The organism is Kamptonema animale CS-326 (genome assembly GCF_028330895.1).
Classification (GTDB): domain Bacteria; phylum Cyanobacteriota; class Cyanobacteriia; order Cyanobacteriales; family Microcoleaceae; genus Kamptonema; species Kamptonema formosum.
Map to the genome: position 1 here is coordinate 1 of NZ_JAQMUA010000173.1, position 18,977 is coordinate 18,977.

The window sequence follows — 18,977 nt, forward strand, 5'->3', positions numbered from 1 at the left end:
GGTAATGGGAGATGAGGAGATGGGGAGGATGGGTAATTAGCAATTAGCAATTAGCCATTAGCCATTAGCCATTAGCCATTAGCCATTAGCCATTAGCCATTACCAATTACCAATTACCAATTACCAATTAAATTGATTTATTACTCAATTGTGTTGCCATTACCGCTAGGCGATCGTATTCCCCTTGCAATTGCTGGAAAATGCGAGTATAAACAGGGATAATTTTCTGATAAACCTTCACATTTTCGGGAATTGGCCGGTATTGCGAACTTTGTCCGAGCATTTGGTAAACAGCATTTAAGTCAGGAATTTTCCCTAGTGCGTAAAGTCCTAAAACTGCTGCTCCCAGACTGCCACTTTCATAACTATCTAGTACGTTAATCTCGCACTGAAAAACATCAGCCAAAAGTTGCCGAAAAAAGTTATTTTTCATCAACCCTCCCGTTGCCTTAACCGTTTTTAATTCGCCAATTTCCTCTTGTAAAGCGCCTGCAACTAAGTATAAATTTAAAACGATTCCTTCCAACATCGCTCGAATTAAATGAGCTCTTGTATGCCGCAGAGTCATCCCCACAAAAGAACCACTGGCGTTAGCATTCCAAAGCGGCGATCGCTCTCCTGCTAAATAAGGATGAAAAATCAAACCTTCCGCTCCGGTAGGTACAGTTTGTGCTAGATTAATTAATAAGTCATAAGGGTCTTGACCTTCCTGTTGGGCGATCGCGACCTCATTTGCTCCTAAATTATCGCGAATCCAGCGCAAAATTATCCCGCTGCTATTAACAGCACCGCCAATTACCCAATAGTTTTCAGTCAAAGCATAGCAGAATAATCGCTCTTTTGCATCTGTCTGAGGTCGATCGATAACAGCACGAATTGCCCCGCTAGTTCCTAGTGTCACCGCTACGATTCCCGGTGAAATTGCCCCGACACTTAAGTTAGATAATGCGCCATCGCTAGCACCGACAACGATAGGGGTATTTGCAGGAATTCCCATCTCAGCAGCAATAGCTGGGTTAATATCTGGAACTATATGCGTAGTCGGGACTAATTGCGATAAATGCTGTTCAGTAATTCCTGCTATTTCCAGTGCTTCTTTGTCCCAAGCTAATGCTTGTAAATTCATTAACCCCGTTGCCGAAGCTATGGAATAATCTACTATATACTGTTGAAATAATCGATAAAAAACGTATTCTTTAATCGAAATAAACTTGGCAGATTTATTAAATAATTCTGGTTGTTCGTTGCGGAGCCAAATTAATTTTACCAAAGGAGACATCGCATGAATTGGCATTCCTGTGCGGCGGTAAAGAGCGCGTCCTTTTTCCTGTTGTTTGAGTAAAATAGCCTGTTTAGCACTGCGGTTATCGGCCCAAGTAATACTCTTAGTAAGCAACTTATTATTGTTATCAATCGCAATCAAGCTGTGCATTGCTGCACTAAAGGACAAACACAAAATTTCAGCCGGATTGATCGCGCTATTTTTTACTACTGAGTTTACTGATTTAACAACGGCTGCAAAAATCTCTTCTGGATCTTGTTCTGCTACTCCCGTCGCGGGTGTAGACAAGGGATACTCGATGAAATATTGACCAACCTGCTCGCCTTTTTCTGTAAACAGAACAGCTTTAGTGCTGGTAGTGCCGATATCTACTCCGATCGCATAGCCATGAATATTCATGGTAAAAAACTAATCACAAATTACAAAGAACCTCGACATTGAGCTGATTTCATTAAATCATGGATTGCACCATTACTATCACCTAAATTTGAACGAGTAACAGCTCTGTTGTAGTAAGCTTGAGCTTGATGGGGATTTAGCTCGATCGCAGAGTTAAAATCTGCTAGTGCTTCCTTTTTGTTCCCAGAGTTGTAGTGAATAATCCCGCGATTCAAGTAAGATTTACCACATTTAGGATTAATGGCTAGTGCTAAACTGTAATCAACTAGAGCTCCGGCTTCGTCTCCCATGCGACTGCGAATAAATCCCCGATTACTGTAAAATTTAGCATTTTTGGAATTGAGCTTGATTGCCATATTTAAATCTTGTAAAGCTGAGTATTTATCACCCAAATTGTAGCGAGCCACGCCTCGATCGTTGTAAGCGTAAGCAGAATCGGGATTAATATTGAGAGCCAAGTTGAACTTTTCTATGGCCCCTCCAAAGTCTTGTTCGCCAAGTTTTTTGACACCCTGAAGATAAAAGCTTCTGCCAGTTTTATTAGAAGTTAAGGTTGTTTGAGGCTTGGCTTTTTGAGCGGGCAATTTTTTGGTCTTGACAAAACGAAGACCTAAAATATTGATAGAGTTGAAAAGAGCTGTGGCAGTCAGGGTGCTGGGAAGAATGGAGACAGTAGACATAAGACAACAGGCGTTTAACTCGATAGTCTTATCATCTCGCCTTTCTCCAGCAGCAGAAGTGATAGCCGTACTCGGAGGAAGGTGATTATTTCGAGGCTAATGGGTGACGGCATAGATTTAAACTAAGTGATGAGCTGTTGCTGATTTGTACGATCGCAATCACAACTACAGATGAGGTCTGCGATACAGAGGCTAAATTAGCGATCGCTACTCTAGATGGGATCGCACCCTCCCAAACCCACGCCAGAGTTACGTCAATAACTTTTTTAAGGATTTTTTTAGGTTTCATCGCTCTCAAGAGGTAAGAAAATAGAGATAGGTTGGCCTTAATTGGCGATCGCAGCACTCAAGTCGCCGCCAAAAGCAAAAACCCTCTCTCCTTCCCGCCACAGCACTGATTCCACTTCCTCCACCGGAATCGTCACCCAGCCATGCTCTAACAACTGGAAGGAATCAACGATCATCTGGGGGTCATCCGCATTTGCGGCGTAGAGATTAAATAATCTTAGCTCTTGCTGAGTTGTCAACCCTTTGACATTGACTCGAAATGCTGGCTGTATATCAATTAGCTCATAGCTCAGCTCGTCATAAATCTCGATGAAGTCGTCAGGGGTGGGGCCAAAGCTAGGAATCCCTTCGGGAAATAGCTCTTTGAGTTCTTGATTGTTGTTATTGATGAGTAAGTAGTACATCAGCGCCTCCAAAAGATGAATATTTACTTTCTACTACTCAAAACTACTTTTATCCGCTTCATTACCCCACAGTTGACAGTTTTGTAGCCTAACCAAGCTAAGTACACGGACTATAATATTTGTCAACTCTTGAAAAGCTTGCAGAGCGGTGATTTTGACATTTTACCCAAGTGACGGCCGCTACCACTCAATGCGATCGCAATCACAAATGGCACAACCCCTCTTGTCAAAATCTTTGTTTTATGCTATGTTGGCGATTCCAGTTTCAAAAATATTGACTTTCGGCTTCCAGTCGCGATCGCCTTCACAAGTTTGATAAGTAGAAGGAAAAAGAAGACTAGGAGATTGAAAGACTGGGGACGCTAAGGCTTTTTCCCAATTAGCAATTAGCAATTAGCAATTATAGGACTTACGCAAGTCCCAGAAACCGGGTTTTTGAGAGAATCTGTGGGTAAAAGCGAAGTATTTTCGTAAAAAAACCCGGTTTCTTTGGTTGGGTGCGTAACTCCTGAATTAGCAATTAGCCATTAGCCATTAGCCATTAGCCATTAGCAATTTAAGGATAATTTTTAATCAATTTCCCGCGACTAATAAAAGAAATACTTTGATTTCCTACAGCACTAATCATCACCGCCTCAACAATCGGCTCAGAAACAGTTTTCGCACTCAACCACTCAACAATAAAATTAGCTCCCGCCCCTCCATTTCTATCCGTTCTATTAACAACAAAATCTATTGAAGCTAGACGATCTAATTCCACTGGCTGCTCTAAATATTCTTTTAACAAATTACCAGCGCTATTATAGTACCGCACTGAAGTAACAATTATAGGATTAGTTAAATCTGTATTACGAATACTCAAAGTTGCCGCCAGATCCAAACTTTTTTCGGAATTTTCATAATAAATATGAGAATAAATAGGCACATATATTGTCTGCCCCATTTTACCCTTAAAATTTCGCTCTAAAACAACTTTTTTTAAACTAACTTGCTCGGCGTTGTTAATATTTTCCCCCCTCGGCTGAGGAAACTGCCGCCATCCAACCGAACTACAGCCTATAATAAATAGCGTCAACAGCAGAAATATTAAAGATATTATCTTCATAGAAATTCAGGAGATATCTAAACGCGATCGCTGCCCGTGCAAATTTTAACTATAACCCTCAAATATTGTATCCTAATTCTAAAGCGAGCATATCTGATGTACCATTAAGAATTATTCTCTAAGAGGCTAACTATGTACGTTTTAGTAGGCGGTGCGGGAATTTTAGGAGTGCGTTTAGCACAACAGTTATTAGAAATGGGACATACTGTCGCAGTCGTCGATATCAACTCCTCCGTCTGCCAATATGCTCGCGAGAAAGTAGGAGTCATGGCCTTTGAAGGCAGCGCCGTCAGCACCACAGTGCTAATTGAAGCAGGAATTCGCAGAGCAGGCTCAGTAGTTGCCACCCTCAGCAGCGATGCCTTAAACTTAGCCCTCGTTACCCTTGCCAAGCACTACAAAGTTCCCCATATTGTCACCCGCATCATCGATTCTGATTTCGCAGAACCCTATCGAATTGCTGGAGCCAATCATGTTATCAGTACAATCGATCTAGCTGTAGCATCAATGGCAAACGCAATAGAATATCCCGAAATTGAATCAATGATGCACTTTGAACAAGGGCAAATCGAAGTCTTAAAACTCTCCATTCCCGGCAATTGTTACGCAGCAGCTAAGACAGTTGCCGAAATCGCCCAAGACCCCCATTTTCCGGCTGGATCTTTAATTATTGGCTATCAACCTCATCCTCACGAACCTCTAATGATTCCTAATGGTCAAACCGTCTTAGAACAAGAATCAACCATTCTCGTTGTTACCAAACCGGGATTAGTCCGCCAAATGCTCAAATTTCTAGGAATTTTGGAATCAATATGCAAAGATTAATCAAATAGGACTTATGGAAGAAAGAAGAAGGCTTAAAAAGCAGGATTTACGCACTCAATACGCTCTCCTGTCCTTGCGAGTGAAACGAAGCAATCTCAAACCCTTATAATCTCCTGTCATTGCGAGTGAAACGAAGCAATCTCATACCTTTATATTTGCGTTACGATACCTAAGTCCTAAAAAGCCTGATCTATAAACTAACTAAGTTTTGGAGCTGATTTCAAGTGATACAAATAATGCAGTGTCCTTTAGGGCAGTTAATCCTAGCAAACCTTAATCCCGCAGTTAACAACAGTCAGGAAACCGTTGCAGAATTAGTTATAATTCTCATAATTTTGCTCTTGGGTGCTACAGGCGTTGCCCTAATAACGCGGCGGTTTCATATTCCCTACGTCACGGGTTTGGTATTAGCTGGATTAGCGGTGACAGATTTACTACCTCGTCGAACTGGACTCGATCCTTCCCTAGTTTTGAATCTTTTTCTCCCAATTTTAATCTTTGAAGCCGGCATCAATACAGATATTAGTCGTCTCCGTAGCACATTTAAACCAATTGCCCTTTTAGCTGGGCCTGGGAGCATACTTGCCTCTGGTATTATTGCAATTCTGTTAAAATTTAGCCTGGGACTGAGTTGGATACCCGCTCTACTTTTAGGAGTTGTTCTAGCAAACACCGATACAGTCTCAATGATTGCCATCTTTAAAGAAATACCTGTACCCTCAAGGCTTTCTACCATCGTTGAAGGAGAAACTTTATTCAACGATGCGGCAGCTCTAGTTTTATTCAATCTGATTTTAAAAGTATATTCAACGGGTTCATTAACATTTATAGAAGGACTCCAAGACCTTCTATTTATTTCTATAGGAGGCATGGTTGTCGGGTTAATCTTGGGCTATTTAAGCATACCTGTATTTGAACGTTTAGACGATCCCCTCAGTAGTCTTTTATTGACAGTTGCAGTTGCATTAGGAACTTTTCAGGTAGGTCAATCTATAGGTGTATCGGGTGCTGTGGCTGTAGTTGTAGCGGGATTAATTTTTGGGAATCTTGGACTTTCTCGCACTACTTCTGCTTCAGCCCGTATTACTTTATTAAGTTTCTGGGAATATGCCAGTTTTAGTGTCAACACTTTTATTTTTGTGCTAATTGGTGTAGAAATAAACCTGATAACTCTGTGGAATACTTTACCAGCTATTGTACTTGCTGTTTTAGCTTTTCAAGCTGGGCGAATTTTGACAGTCTATCCCCTGCTGGCAGGACTTCGCTGGATAGATCGTCCCATTCCTCTACGCTGGCAACATTTACTTTTTTTAGGTAATATCAAAGGCTCGTTATCAATGGCTTTAGCCTTAAGTTTACCGACGACATTACCAGGGCGTGAAGTTCTGATCGCTTTAATTTACGGCTGTGTTTTGGTGTCATTAGTAGTTCAGGGTTCGAGCTTACCTTGGGTGGTAAAACGCTTAAATTTATCTAAATTTTCAGAGGCGAAGCAGCAGATAGAAGAATTACAAGCTCAGTTAATTACATCTAAAGCAGCACAGGATGAATTAGATAGTTTGTTGAAGTCGGGAGTGTTACCAAAAGCCGTCTATGAAGAGATGCGTTCGGGTTATCAGGTACGAGTAGCAGGTGCGGAAAAATCACTGCGGGAAATCTACAATCGTCGCCCAGATGAATTCGATCCCAAACGTGGCGCGACTGGGAAAATTGATGGGATTCGACGGCGTTTATTGTTGGCTGAGAAAGTAGCGCTTACTGAAGCAATTCGCAAGCGAATTCTTTCGGAAGAAATTGTGCATGAGCGGTTGAAAAAACTCGATCAGCAATTGCTGATACTAGAAGATGATTGATGGTTTGTTAGCCATCTAATAGACAAGATATTGGTGAGTTTGTGGCAAAATGCTATGAGGGTGCAGCGATCGCTAATTTCTTTAAACCGACTCTCGCACCTTCTGATGCCGTACTTCAATCACAGTATGCACATTCCCGCGTGGCAAGAAATCCCCCTTAACCGTTACCTCCAAAGGTTCACAAGCTGCCACAAAATCATCTAAAATCTGATTTACAGACTCCTCGTGGGAAATATAGCGATCGCGGTAACTGTTAATATACAGTTTCAGCGCCTTCAACTCCACCACCCGCTCATCCGGTACATAACTAACATAGATAGTCGCAAAATCTGGATAGCCAGAAAACGGACACTTGCAAGTAAACTCTGGCAAACTAATATTAATATCGTAGCGCCGACCCACTCGCGGATTTGGGAACGTAATTAACTCCCCCTCCAAAATCTCGCGCTCGCCATATTTCATTTCCTGGGTGCTTGACTCCCTTGACAAATTCTGCTGTATTGGGGAAGTGTTCATATCATTGACCGCCAATTTCTCAACTTTGATTAAACTCACTTAAACAAGACTTACCTAAAAACAACGTATTTCTATCATGACGATCGCTACCGTTGTCATCACCATCCTTGGTTTTTAGTCACTCATCATCACTCCCATGCAAAATATCTTTACCAAATAACTTGACTACTTTACCTCAAATTTTTCTACTTGACAGCATTCAGAGGCTAAACTAAAAACATTCTCCCTCCATACCCATCTACACTATGCAAAATATTACCCTGTCCGGCCCTGCTGCTCCTAATACTTACTCTCCATCAGTCCCCATTTCTCTCTACCGCGAAGTCGCCGCCGAGTTGCAAGCAGCTCAAGCAATGCTGGAATCCCTCAAAACTCATAACCAGCAATTAGTACAGCAAAATCAACAACTCCGACGAGAAGTAGAAACAGTCGTTCACGCAGCTCTTCAGCTACAACAAGCCGTCAACTCCGCTCAAGCAGTCAGCCAGATAGGGATGCCTCAGATGCCTCCTGTCAGAGTCAATTTTAACCCAGAGCCTCCTCGTCCTAACCCTGCACCTATACACAACATTAGCAGTTCAATTCCAGAGCCAGCCCCCGCTCTCTCCTCCCTAGAACTCCCTTTCCCCTTCCCAGAATCAGAATCAACGCCCCCACTCATTTCCGAAAAGTTATATACAGAAGTACCCGAACGCCCTTATCGCCTTCGCAGCCAGCCTAAAAAAGGCTCTGATATCAGTGGCGTATGGTTAGCAGCCGCCATTTTTCTGATTGTCATCGCTGCTTTCGGTGCTGGTTATTGGGTTGTGCGTCCGCTGTTAATGAAACGATAGACAAACCCAAAAACAAAAAACAAGAATCCCACAGCTAGAGCTGTGGGATTTTCAAACGAAACCTAGCATAAAATTTTTAGACTTACGCTACCTGGCTCTTCATCCTCTGGCGGCACTCGTCTCTACGAGACAAGGCGCATACTGCTCTGAAGAAGCAGAATCTAGGATGCCCACCCCTGGATCGAAACCGCGCTTAAACTCGCTAAGCCTTACCTCTTTAGCTTCCAGAGCCGTTTGTAAAACCTTCATGGCACGTTGAGGATTGCCACGCCCGCAGAAGAATAAATCTGCGGCAAAATAACCGTACTCAGGCCAAGTATGGATGGCGATATGGGACTCTGCTAATGTCACCGTAGCAGTCACTCCGTGAGGACTAAACTGGTGTACGCACATATCAATTAGCGTTGCTTCTCCGGCTACAATCGCATCGAGTAAAGCGCGGCGGATACGTTCAGGATCGTTGAGAAGGTCTCCAGGAGACTGCCAAGCGTCAACGACCAGATGGGTTCCCAATTGTTTCATTCTGCGGGTTTCACCTCCACCCTATAAAGTCTCAAACCTTTTAATACTATCAGAGTATCAAAATATTGTCAATAGCTTTTGGAAAATTGGTAATTGGTAATTGGTAATTGGTAATGGCTAATGGCTAATGGCTAATGGCTAATCGCTAATGGCTAATCGCTAATTACCAATCTCCTCTGCTCCCCCGCTCCCCCGCTCCCCTGCTCCCTCTCTTTCCCTAGTCCCTAGCCCCTAGCCCCTTCTTTTCACACAAAGCCGCGATCGGCTACTATAATCAAAATGCTTCTCCCTGGTAAAACCTGTACCGCAACTAAATAGGCGATCGTCGCCAAAACTTCTGCCCTAGCCTCTAGAGGCACTAAAATCCCTCATAACTACTAGGATGGGGTTCAAAGTTATGGGATAGAGGCAAACTGTAAGAATTGTCTCCTTCTCAGGAACTTCCTCCCCGGAAAATTATTCAAAACTACAGAGCTTCTCAGCGATCCGCTCTGTTTTACCTACACCTAAGTAACCGCCATGAACACTCTACTTAACAGCCCTCAACTTAGCCTCAGCCGCATAATATCGCAATCTCTGATCGTAGGAGCCATTTCCGCAGCGGGTTTACTAACAGGAGTAGTGCCCGGTTTGTCGGGACAATCCCCAACCCTGATTTTCGGTTCCGCCGCCCAAGCTCAAGAGATTTCCAACGAAGAGATCGCTAACTATGCCCGTGCTGTCTTAGCAATCGAACCTAGACGGCTGGAAGCCGTAAAAGAAATTAAAGGCATGGTAGGTTCAGTTCCCCCAGTTGTTTGCAACGAAACTAGAAGTATTAACAGACTCCGAGGCGACGTTCGTGGAGTAGCAGTGAATTACTGTGATTTCGCCAGAAAAATTATAGAAAGTAATAAGTTGACAGTTTCTCGCTTTAATGCAATTACTCTGAGTCAGCAAGCCGATCCAGTTCTCAAACAGAGAATTCAAGCTGAGTTACTGCGCCTTCAACAAAGTGGCAATCAATAGAATAGAGTATAGGGAACAGGGCATTCTTCTAGTTATGCCTATCCCCACCTCTATTTTTCTCTCTCTTCCCTTCTGGTTAATAAGGGTATGCAATATTTAATCAACAAATAGTACGTTAATGCTTTAAAAAGTGCTTGAGAATATGCAAATAATAGGAATTAACATCAATTCCAGTGGCATCAAAAAAATAGGGAATTGGGAACAGTTAAGAATTAATAGTTAACTACATAATAGTTAACTGCATAGCATTTTTGCTTGTTGAATCCATTCTTGGGCTTGCTCCACAGAAGGGCACAAATCCCGCCGCTGCATTGTCGCCACATAAAACCGTAAAATTTGTTGGTGCAGCCTGTGAATGGGAATCTCCGCCAACTGCTTCGCAGAGGCGACACCAGCGTGAAGCAAAAGCCCGCAATACTGACACCCAACACTAGGAATGCGCGCCAGATCGGCTAGAGCCACCCACTTGTTAAGATGTTGAACGTGAATTTGCAACTGATTCGCCAAGGCCAATCGGCGATCGCTAGTTGTAGCTTTTTTGAGTAATTGTCCAGTAGTGGCAATACCGCACTCTTGTAGTAGAGATTCATTCTGATGGCTCAATCCTGGCAATTGTGCGATCGGCCAGTCAGTAGTTTGGAGGGGAGTGCGGCGAGATTTTTGAGAAGTTCCCATAGATTTTTATGATTTATAGCAGTAAGGAAGAAGGAAGAAGGTAATAAAAGACAATGGTTTCAGCAGTTTGGTATAAAATAGTCAGGGTAAAAGACCCTGACTTATTAACTACATTTTATCATGGAAATTTCCAACAACTACGATTTCCTAGCAACGGCACTCCGCCAGCGTCGGCAAAAACTAGCCACTTTAATTAATTTTCCTATAATTCTCTGGTCAGGTCGCAGTATTTCGCGTAATTATCCAGCGAATACCTTCCCATTTCGGGCTAGCAGTCACTTCCTCTACTTTGCTGGTTTCCCTTTAGAAAATGCGGCCATTCGTCTAGAATCTGGGAAATTAGAACTGTTTATAGATAACGCACATCCAAGTAACGCGCTCTGGCATGGAGAAATGCCGAAACGAGAAGAAATTGCCGAGAAAATAGGTGCTGATGCTGCTTTTCCAATGGCAGATTTGGAGTCCCGTACAGCGGGTGCTGCTACTATCCCCGTGCAGGATTATCGTACTCTATTAAAACAGTCTCAAACTCTTAATCGCCCTCTTTCTTCAGCGAAATCACCAGAAGGAATTGACTTAGAATTAACCAAGGCAATTATATCTCTACGCCTCACCCATGATGCAGCAGCTTTAGGAGAATTACGTCAAGCTAGTGCTGTTACTGTAGAAGCTCATAAAGCCGGGATGATGGCAACAGCAAGCGCTAAAACGGAAGCTGCTATTCGTGGGGCAATGGAAGGTCATATTATCGCAGAAAATATGACTTTTGCCTATCCGAGTATTGTGACTGTGCGAGGAGAAGTTTTGCATAACGAACAGTATCATCACCCCCTACAAACTGGAGACTTACTATTAGCAGATGTGGGTGCAGAGACAGCAATGGGATGGGCGGGTGACGTGACGCGCACTTGGCCTGTTTCTGGTAAATTTTCACCGACTCAGCGAGATATTTATGATGTAGTATTGGCAGCTCACGATGCTTGTATTGCTAAGATAGTCCCTGGGGTAGAATATCGAGATATTCATCTTTTAGCTGCTCAGGTTATAGCTGAAGGATTGGTAGATTTAGGCATTTTGCAGGGGAATCCTGATGATTTAGTAGAAATGGATGCTCACGCACTCTTTTTCGTGCATGGAATTGGGCATTTAATCGGTTTAGATGTTCACGATATGGAAGATTTTGGAGATTTGGCGGGCTATGAGGAAGGAAGAGTAAGGAGTAGCCGTTTTGGGTTAGGCTATCTGCGTCTCCATCGCACTTTACGTCCTGGGATGCTAGTATCAATTGAACCTGGATTTTATCAAGTTCCGGGAATTTTGAATAAGTTGGAAAATCGCTCAAAATATAAGGATGTCGTGAATTGGGATAAGCTGAATAAGTTTGCTGATGTCCGGGGAATTCGGATTGAAGATGATGTGTTAGTGACAGAAGCAGGAACAGAAGTATTAACAGCTAACTTACCTACTCATGCAGATGAGATTGAGCAGTTGGTAAAAGGATAATTATAGGTCATGAAGCCCTAAATTATTCTAAAAGCCAAGCAAATAGTTCTCCCACAGTCAAGCTCACTTCACTAGCAAATGAGGGTACAATTAATTGTTGTTGTGGCTCATCAAATACTATCGGTTGTTGATTGGGAAGAAAAACAAATACTGTTTGCTCGCTAGGATCTATTAGCCAACCTAATTGCGTCCCGTGATTCAAACAATGCAAAATATTTTTTGTTACTTTAGTCTGACTTTGATCGGGCGATAGGATTTCAATTGTCCAATCAGGAGCCAGCTTAAACACATTAGCAACTTGGCCATTTTCATCGCGGGGAATTCTATCCCAAACAAATACAGAGACATCTGGAACTGTTGAGCGGCCGCCAAAGGTACACCGCAGTTCTGTATATGCTCGTGCAATCCGTCTAGGTTTAAGAACTGCATTGATAGCAGGAGGAAGTTCAGTTTGAATTACGCTGTGTTTTCCTTGAGGCATTGGCTTTTGGATAATTTTACCGTCAATATATTCGCTAGCCGGTTTTGTTTCTGGTAGCTTCAGAAACTCATCTAATGTTAAAGGTTTAGCTGGTGCTTGTACCATTTTATTGCATCTCCACAATTTTTATGTTTATATTTTATCTTTTTCAGGTGGGCATTGCCCACTTATATAACTGCTTTCTCAATCATTCTAATAACCAACCAAATAACTCCCCCACAGTCAACATAAATTCACTAGCAAATGAGGGGACTATTAATTGTTGCTGTGGCTCATCAAATACTATCGGGTGTTGATTGGGAAGAAAAACAAATACTGTTTGCTCGCTAGGATCTATTAGCCAACCTAATTGCGTTCCGTGATTCAAACAATGCAAAATATTTTTTGTTACTTTAGTTTGACTTTGATCTGGGGATAGGATTTCAATTGTCCAATCAGGAGCCAGCTTAAACACATTAGCAACACTGCCATTTTCATCGCGGGGAATTCTATCCCAAACAAATACAGAGACATCTGGAACTGTTGAGCGGCCGCCAAATGTACACCGCAGTTCTGGAAATGCTCGTGCAATCCGTCTAGGTTTAAGAACTACATTGATAGCTGGGGGAAGTTCAGTTTGAATTACGCTGTGTTTTCCTTGAGGCATTGGCTTTTGGATAATTTTACCGTCAATATATTCGCTAGCCGGTTTTGTTTCTGGTAGCTTCAGAAACTCATCTAATGTTAAGGGTTTAGCTGGTGCTTGTACCATTTTATTGCATCTCCACAATTTTTATGTTTATATTTTATCTTTTTCAGGTGGGCATTGCCCACCTTACAAGACTACTTCAGACCTTCAACTAATAGATTGCGAGCGCTTTCTAAAGCTTCTTTTAATTTACTCGCATCTCGTCCTCCAGCTTGAGCCAAATTAGGTCGGCCGCCGCCGCCACCGCCGCAAATTTTAGCAATTTGCCCGATAAACTTACCAGCTTGCAAACCTTTTTTATTGACATCAGCACTAAAAGCTGCTACTAAACTCACCTTATCTGGTTCGGGAACAGAAGCCAAAACTACAGCAGCATTACCTAATTTTTGCTGCAACCTTTCAGCGGCAGTTTTCAGTGCTTCTGTATCCACATCTCCTAATTCAGCAATGATAATTTTGAACTCGCCAACTGACTCAGCACTGCTCAATAATTGGTCAGATTTAGCAATCGCCAGTTCCGCTTTCAACGCCTCCAATTCTTTTTGATTGGCTTTCAATTCATTCTGTAAATTAGTGATGCGGTTCGGCAATTCTTCAGGTTTAGCTTTAAAGCGATCGCCTAAATCCCTAACAACCTTATCCCGCACGTTCAGATAGTCTAAGACAGCTTGTCCCGATACGGCCTCAATGCGGCGAATACCAGAGGATATACCCGTTTCTGACACGATCTTAAACAACCCAATTTCTGCCGTATTGCTAACGTGAGTTCCCCCGCACAATTCCATCGAAACGCCAGGAAAATCAATCACCCGCACCACATCGCCGTACTTCTCGCCAAACATGGCAACTGCACCTTTTTTCTTGGCTTCGGCAATCGGCATTTGAGCAATTTCAGCGAGGTGAGCTTCAGCAATCCAACTATTAATCAGATCTTCAATTTTTTGCAACTCTTCCGCAGTTATGGAACGGGGACAATTGAAGTCAAAACGTAGGCGATCGAAATCTACTAGCGAACCCGCTTGAGAAATAGAATTGTCAACAATTTGCTTTAAAGCTGCTTGCAACAAGTGAGTTGCACTATGGTTTGCTTGAACGCGACGACGACGGCTATTATCAACTTGTGCAGTCATGCTGTCACCCACCCTCAGAGTACCGCGTTCGATGCGACCAAAATGCACAAAGAAATCAGATTCCTTCTTAACATCTTCAATTTTTACCAAAATTGAATCGCCAGATAAATCGCCGCGATCGCCGATTTGTCCGCCTGATTCTGCATAGAAAGGTGTTTGGTTCAAAATAACTTGTATTTCGCTTCCTTCGCTAGCTTCCTCAACAGATTTTCCATTCACTAAGATAACTTTAACTTGAACGCTACTAGACAATTGTTTGTAACCAACAAACTCAGTTGCGTGAACATTTTCAGCCAACTTATCTAGAGAACCTTGCACGGTCAGATCGATAGTTTCGTGAGCATCTTTGCCGCGATTTCTTTGCTCCTCCATCGCCTGCTCGAAACCTTCAACATCAACAGTAAGCGCCTGTTCTTCTGCAATCTCCTGAGTTAATTCTAAGGGGAAACCGTAGGTATCGTAAAGAGTAAAAGCATCTTGCCCGTCAATTTGATTTTTACCTTGCTGCTGCAACCGATCGATGATTTCTGCCAACAATTTTTCGCCCCGTTCCAAAGTTCTGAGGAAGTTAGCTTCTTCTCTTTCTAATTCAGTCTGAATTGCTGCCGATCGCTGTCTGACATTTGGATAGGCATCTTCGCAAAGTGCGATCGCAGTTTCTGCAACTTTGGTGATAAATCCTCCCTCAATTCCAATCAGCCGTCCGTGACGTACCGCACGCCGAATTAACCGCCGCAGGACGTAGCCACGACCAATATTTGAAGCCCTAATTTCGTCAGCAATCATATTAACTACTGCGCGAATATGATCGCCAATTACTTTTAGAGAAATTTTCGTTTTTTCATCAGCTTGAGTGTAGTCAATTCTAGCTATTTCAGCAGCAGTTTTGACAATCGGAAAAATCAGGTCTGTTTCGTAGTTGTTAGGTACTTTTTGGAGAACTTGCGCCATCCGTTCCAGTCCCATGCCGGTGTCAATATTTTGATTTTGCAGGGGAGTTAAATTACCTGCGGCATCTCTGTTATACTGCATGAATACCAGGTTATAGATTTCAATAAATCTGGTATCATCTTCGAGGTCAATATCGTCACCTTTTTCTGGGTGAAAATCATAGTAAATTTCCGAACAGGGGCCGCAGGGGCCCGTTGGGCCGGATACCCAAAAATTATCCTCTTCTCCCATACGCTGAATGCGTTGAGGAGGAATACCTATTTCTTTTGCCCAGAGGTCAAATGCTTCGTCATCTTCCCGAAATACGCTGATAACTAAATTTTCTGGAGGTAAACCGAAGACTTTGGTACATAATTCCCAGGCCCAAGCGATCGCTTGTTTCTTGAAATAGTCTCCAAAGCTAAAATTTCCTAACATCTCGAAAAAAGTATGGTGTCTGGCCGTGCGGCCGACGTTTTCGATATCGTTAGTACGGATACACTTTTGGGATGTAGTTGCGCGAGGAGACTGTGGCGATCGCTGTCCCAAAAAAATGGGCTTAAATGGCAACATTCCCGCGATCGTTAGCAACACAGTTGGATCTTCGGGTACTAAAGATGCACTCGGCAAGATTTTATGTCCCCGCTGGGCATAAAAATCTAGGAATTTTTGCCGAATTTCGCTACCAGACAGAAATTGAGGAGAGGAAGGCATGACAGAAAGGATAAACTATGTAAAGATGTAACATTAGTAGAACTTACATCTATTTTGACATTTATATCGTTAGAATGAGTTATGTAAAGAACTGTCAATTTCAATCAATTCCGCTTGCCTCTCCCAGAAAGTAATGCTAACTTAACAATAGACACCAAGAAACAAGGCACCAAGGAGGCAAAAATAGTTAAGCGGTATTGTAGGCGAGGTGTCTCCGGTCTAGATGCCAGTAACAGCCGAAATTAACCAAGCATAGAGAGTAGTGGCAACGCTCGCTTAAATAGCACAGTAAAGCCAAACCAGAGTCTAGGAAGACGTTACTATGCTGGAAGCCTAAGAGTAAAGCTGTAGCAATTGTAAACCTTAGTTGTTGATTGTTGACCCTCGCAAAGTTATCTCGTTTGTTAAAAAATCTAAATTTCGCCACTGGCGAACTTGCGATATCGATCGCATCCTACGGGTCTTGTCAATAGCGACAGGGCCCTAAAATTTAGGAAAAAAAGAATTGCTAATTGCTAATTGCTAATTGCTAATTGCTAATTGCTAATTGCTAATTGCTAATTGCTAATTGAGGAAAAATTCTCCTAGTCTCCCCTTCTTCCTTCTTCCCTCTTCCTTCTTCCCTCTTCCCTCTTCCTTCTTCCCTAGCCCCTAGCCCCTAGCCCCTTCTTCCCTAGCCCCTTCTTCCTTAAATATGTGTGAAATTTCCGGCGAAAAAAGTGAGCTTTTGCACAGCGATACCGTAGAATTACAGCAGGCGGAATCAGCATTAAAACAAGCTTGGGACGAATTAGAAGATCAGCTCGAACAAACGATTGCAAAACTGGCAAAAGATCGGACAGCGGCAGCAAAGGAACTCAGTAATAGCTTCACCTCATTTAAGAACCAGCGCCAGCGGGTAGAATCACTATTGAAACGCGCTGATTCCCAATTAGAATTTCATCTAGAAAATCTACCTCTCGCCGTTTTAGAATGGGATCGCCAAAGTTTGAAGCGCTGGTCGTCTCAAGCAGAAAAAATCTTTGGCTGGAAAGCAGAAGAAATTATAGGTCAAGACTGGCACCACTGGCAGTTTATCTTTGACGAAGATTTTGAAGCGGTTCACAATGTATGCGATCGCTTACTTCAAGGTCGCGAACAACATAACGTCAATTATAACCGCAACTATACCAAAGATGGCTCCATAATTTACTGCGAATGGTATAACTCTGTTTTGTTTGATGAAGAGGGAAAAGTAAAGTCTATTCTCTCCTTCGCCAGAGATATAACCGACCGCAAGCAAATAGAGGAAAAACTGCACCAGTATCAGCAAGAATTCACGACACTGGTTGAGAATTCCCCTGATATTACAACGCGATTTGACAAACAACTCCGCCACCTTTACGTCAACAAAGCGGTTGAATTGGCAAATGGAATGCCAGCTTCTACATTCATTGGTAAAACCAACCGAGAACTCGGTATGCCAGAAACTACTTGCGATCTATGGGATGAAACTTTACAAAAGGTTTTCTCCACAGGTCAACAACAAACTATTCAATTCGAGTTTTCTACTCCTACGGGTAAAAAATATTATGATTGCCGAGCAGTACCAGAATTTGCTCAAGACAATTCTGTAGAATCAGTTTTAGCAATTGTTCGCGATATTAGCGCACTTAAGCAAGTCGAAGAAAAACTGCGGGAGAGCGAAGCACGCTTTCAAATCGCCCTCAAAAATTCCCCGATCGTAGTTTTTAATCAAGACTTAGATCTCCGTTATACTTGGATTTATAATCCCATTTTTGGATTTTCTCCAGATTCGATTATCGGTAAAAAAGATAGCGATTTGATTAGTCAGACCGATGCTGAAAATTTAACAAAAATTAAGCGCAGAGTGCTTGAAACTGGTATCGGAACGCGAGAAGAAGTTCGGATGATAGTCACAGGAGAAGCTTATTTTTATAATCTGACTGTAGAACCTCTACACGACTCGAATGGCGCTGTAGTTGGTATTACCTGCACTACTACAGATATTAGCGATCGCAAACGGCAAGAAGCACAACTTAAAGAACTAAACGAAACTTTAGAAGCTCAAGTTACCCAGCGTACCGCTGAATTAGAAACTTTCCTTAACGCTCTACCAGACTATATTTTTGTGGTCGAGCGCGAAAATATGCAGATGCCTTTTGTTAACAACAGCATTGCTAAGGCTAGCGGTTTTGAAACTAGATTTCAAATGCAGGGAAAAACTATTTTTGAGTGTTATCCGCCAGAGTTATCATCAATATTTGCTCAGCAGAATCGGCAAGTATTTGAATCTGGAAAGATGCTACATTGGCAGGAAACTGTTCCTTTACCGATCGGTACTATCCACTTCGATACTTTTAAAATTCCGCTGAAGAAGCCTAATGGTGAAGTTTACGCTTTAATCGGTACTTCTCGCGATATCACTGAATTAATTGAGACGAAAGAAGATTTATCAAAACGTACCCAGGAATTAGAAATTGCCAATAAAGAATTAGAAGCGTTTTCTTACTCAGTTTCTCACGACCTTCGGGCCCCTTTGCGGCACATTTCAGGTTTTGAAAATGCTTTGAGAAAACAACTAGAACTGACTGGTGCTCTCAGCGATCCTAACACTCTTCGCTATTTGGAATTAATTCAGAATAGCAGCCAGAAAATGGGGCTTTTGATTGATGGAATGCTGACTCTATCGCGCTTGGGAAGACGAGAATTAAGGCGAGTTCCTGTTGATTTTAAGCAATTGGCTGAAATTGCTTTCAATTTGGCTTCGCCTCAAATAACAGATGAAGATCGTTTGATAGAATTTGAAATTAGAGAAATGCCTACGGCGATCGCAGATGAAACTTTGCTGCAACAGGTATTTACCAACCTGATCGCTAATGCTGTCAAATTCAGCCGCGATCGCAATCCTGCTAGAATTACTGTAGGTTCTTTATCAGACGGAACAGTTTTTGTCAAGGATAACGGTGTCGGATTCGATATGAAGTATGCAAATCAATTGTTTGGAACCTTCCAGCGACTTCACTCTCAGCAAGGCTTTGAAGGGACAGGTATTGGTTTAGCGATCGCGCAGCGAATAATTCACCGTCACGGTGGCAAAATTTGGGCCCAAAGCACCCCTGGTCAAGGAGCAACTTTTTA

Annotated in this window: 18 protein-coding genes; 7 read left to right on the plus strand and 11 right to left on the minus strand. The window is 42.5% G+C overall.

The window, feature by feature from the left end; genetic code table 11:
• Positions 1-127: 127 nt before the first annotated feature.
• The 4 genes from gntK to PN499_RS10360 all read right to left on the minus strand — a co-directional run bounded on the left by gntK (position 128) and on the right by PN499_RS10360 (position 3,053).
• On the minus strand, positions 128-1,681 hold the full coding sequence (gene gntK / locus PN499_RS10345; RefSeq protein ID WP_272031773.1) for a gluconokinase: 1,554 nt from the start codon (positions 1,679-1,681) through the stop codon (positions 128-130).
• A gap of 20 nt (positions 1,682-1,701) precedes the next feature.
• Positions 1,702-2,361, minus strand: a complete 660-nt coding sequence (locus PN499_RS10350) for a tetratricopeptide repeat protein (RefSeq protein ID WP_272031774.1) — start codon at positions 2,359-2,361, stop codon at positions 1,702-1,704.
• Between the two features lie 85 nt (positions 2,362-2,446).
• Entirely contained in the window at positions 2,447-2,650 is a 204-nt protein-coding gene (locus PN499_RS10355; protein ID WP_272031775.1) for a hypothetical protein, read from the minus strand.
• 37 nt (positions 2,651-2,687) lie between these two features.
• The gene (locus PN499_RS10360; protein WP_272031776.1) at positions 2,688-3,053 is read right to left on the minus strand and encodes a hypothetical protein; all 366 of its coding nucleotides are present in this window, start codon (positions 3,051-3,053) and stop codon (positions 2,688-2,690) included.
• A gap of 154 nt (positions 3,054-3,207) precedes the next feature.
• Between PN499_RS10360 and PN499_RS10365 the strand changes: the two genes are divergently transcribed.
• Positions 3,208-3,369 carry a hypothetical protein gene (locus PN499_RS10365; protein WP_272031777.1) on the plus strand — a complete coding sequence of 54 codons (162 nt, stop codon included), beginning with the start codon at positions 3,208-3,210 and terminating at the stop codon, positions 3,367-3,369.
• A gap of 240 nt (positions 3,370-3,609) precedes the next feature.
• On the opposite strand, the gene PN499_RS10370 is transcribed toward PN499_RS10365, so the two are convergent.
• Positions 3,610-4,158, minus strand: coding sequence for a DUF3124 domain-containing protein (locus PN499_RS10370; protein ID WP_272031778.1), 549 nt, complete (start codon positions 4,156-4,158; stop codon positions 3,610-3,612).
• Positions 4,159-4,290: 132 nt separating this feature from the next.
• Between PN499_RS10370 and PN499_RS10375 the strand changes: the two genes are divergently transcribed.
• The gene (locus PN499_RS10375) at positions 4,291-4,983 is read left to right on the plus strand and encodes a potassium channel family protein (protein WP_272031779.1); all 693 of its coding nucleotides are present in this window, start codon (positions 4,291-4,293) and stop codon (positions 4,981-4,983) included.
• A gap of 236 nt (positions 4,984-5,219) precedes the next feature.
• A complete protein-coding gene (locus tag PN499_RS10380; protein ID WP_272031780.1) occupies positions 5,220-6,836 on the plus strand; it encodes a cation:proton antiporter in 1,617 nt (538 codons plus the stop codon).
• Between the two features lie 81 nt (positions 6,837-6,917).
• Here the strand turns inward: PN499_RS10380 and queF are convergent, their stop codons facing one another.
• The gene (gene queF / locus PN499_RS10385) at positions 6,918-7,352 is read right to left on the minus strand and encodes a preQ(1) synthase (protein WP_272031781.1); all 435 of its coding nucleotides are present in this window, start codon (positions 7,350-7,352) and stop codon (positions 6,918-6,920) included.
• Between the two features lie 245 nt (positions 7,353-7,597).
• Between queF and PN499_RS10390 the strand changes: the two genes are divergently transcribed.
• Positions 7,598-8,185 (plus strand): hypothetical protein, encoded by a 588-nt coding sequence (locus tag PN499_RS10390; RefSeq protein ID WP_272031782.1) that lies wholly within the window; start codon positions 7,598-7,600, stop codon positions 8,183-8,185.
• Positions 8,186-8,284: 99 nt separating this feature from the next.
• Here the strand turns inward: PN499_RS10390 and speD are convergent, their stop codons facing one another.
• Positions 8,285-8,707: an adenosylmethionine decarboxylase gene (speD, locus tag PN499_RS10395; RefSeq protein WP_007356337.1), complete on the minus strand. Its 423-nt coding sequence runs from the start codon at positions 8,705-8,707 to the stop codon at positions 8,285-8,287.
• Positions 8,708-9,226: 519 nt separating this feature from the next.
• Here speD and PN499_RS10400 point away from each other — a divergent pair.
• Positions 9,227-9,715 carry a DUF4168 domain-containing protein gene (locus PN499_RS10400; RefSeq protein WP_272031784.1) on the plus strand — a complete coding sequence of 163 codons (489 nt, stop codon included), beginning with the start codon at positions 9,227-9,229 and terminating at the stop codon, positions 9,713-9,715.
• A 234-nt stretch (positions 9,716-9,949) separates the two neighbouring features.
• On the opposite strand, the gene PN499_RS10405 is transcribed toward PN499_RS10400, so the two are convergent.
• A complete protein-coding gene (locus tag PN499_RS10405; protein WP_007357690.1) occupies positions 9,950-10,390 on the minus strand; it encodes a DUF4332 domain-containing protein in 441 nt (146 codons plus the stop codon).
• A gap of 120 nt (positions 10,391-10,510) precedes the next feature.
• Here PN499_RS10405 and PN499_RS10410 point away from each other — a divergent pair, with 120 nt between their 5' ends.
• Positions 10,511-11,893 (plus strand): aminopeptidase P family protein, encoded by a 1,383-nt coding sequence (locus PN499_RS10410; protein ID WP_272031785.1) that lies wholly within the window; start codon positions 10,511-10,513, stop codon positions 11,891-11,893.
• Between the two features lie 22 nt (positions 11,894-11,915).
• On the opposite strand, the gene PN499_RS10415 is transcribed toward PN499_RS10410, so the two are convergent.
• The 3 genes from PN499_RS10415 to alaS all read right to left on the minus strand — a co-directional run bounded on the left by PN499_RS10415 (position 11,916) and on the right by alaS (position 15,836).
• Positions 11,916-12,479: a Uma2 family endonuclease gene (locus tag PN499_RS10415; RefSeq protein ID WP_272031786.1), complete on the minus strand. Its 564-nt coding sequence runs from the start codon at positions 12,477-12,479 to the stop codon at positions 11,916-11,918.
• Positions 12,480-12,561: 82 nt separating this feature from the next.
• Complete coding sequence (locus PN499_RS10420) at positions 12,562-13,125, minus strand: Uma2 family endonuclease (protein ID WP_272031787.1); 564 nt, start codon at positions 13,123-13,125, stop codon at positions 12,562-12,564.
• 71 nt (positions 13,126-13,196) lie between these two features.
• The gene (alaS, locus tag PN499_RS10425; RefSeq protein WP_272031788.1) at positions 13,197-15,836 is read right to left on the minus strand and encodes an alanine--tRNA ligase; all 2,640 of its coding nucleotides are present in this window, start codon (positions 15,834-15,836) and stop codon (positions 13,197-13,199) included.
• Positions 15,837-16,530: 694 nt separating this feature from the next.
• Between alaS and PN499_RS10430 the strand changes: the two genes are divergently transcribed.
• Positions 16,531-18,977, plus strand: a 2,447-nt coding sequence (locus tag PN499_RS10430) for a PAS domain-containing sensor histidine kinase (RefSeq protein WP_272031789.1), incomplete at its 3' end; no start/stop codon positions are given.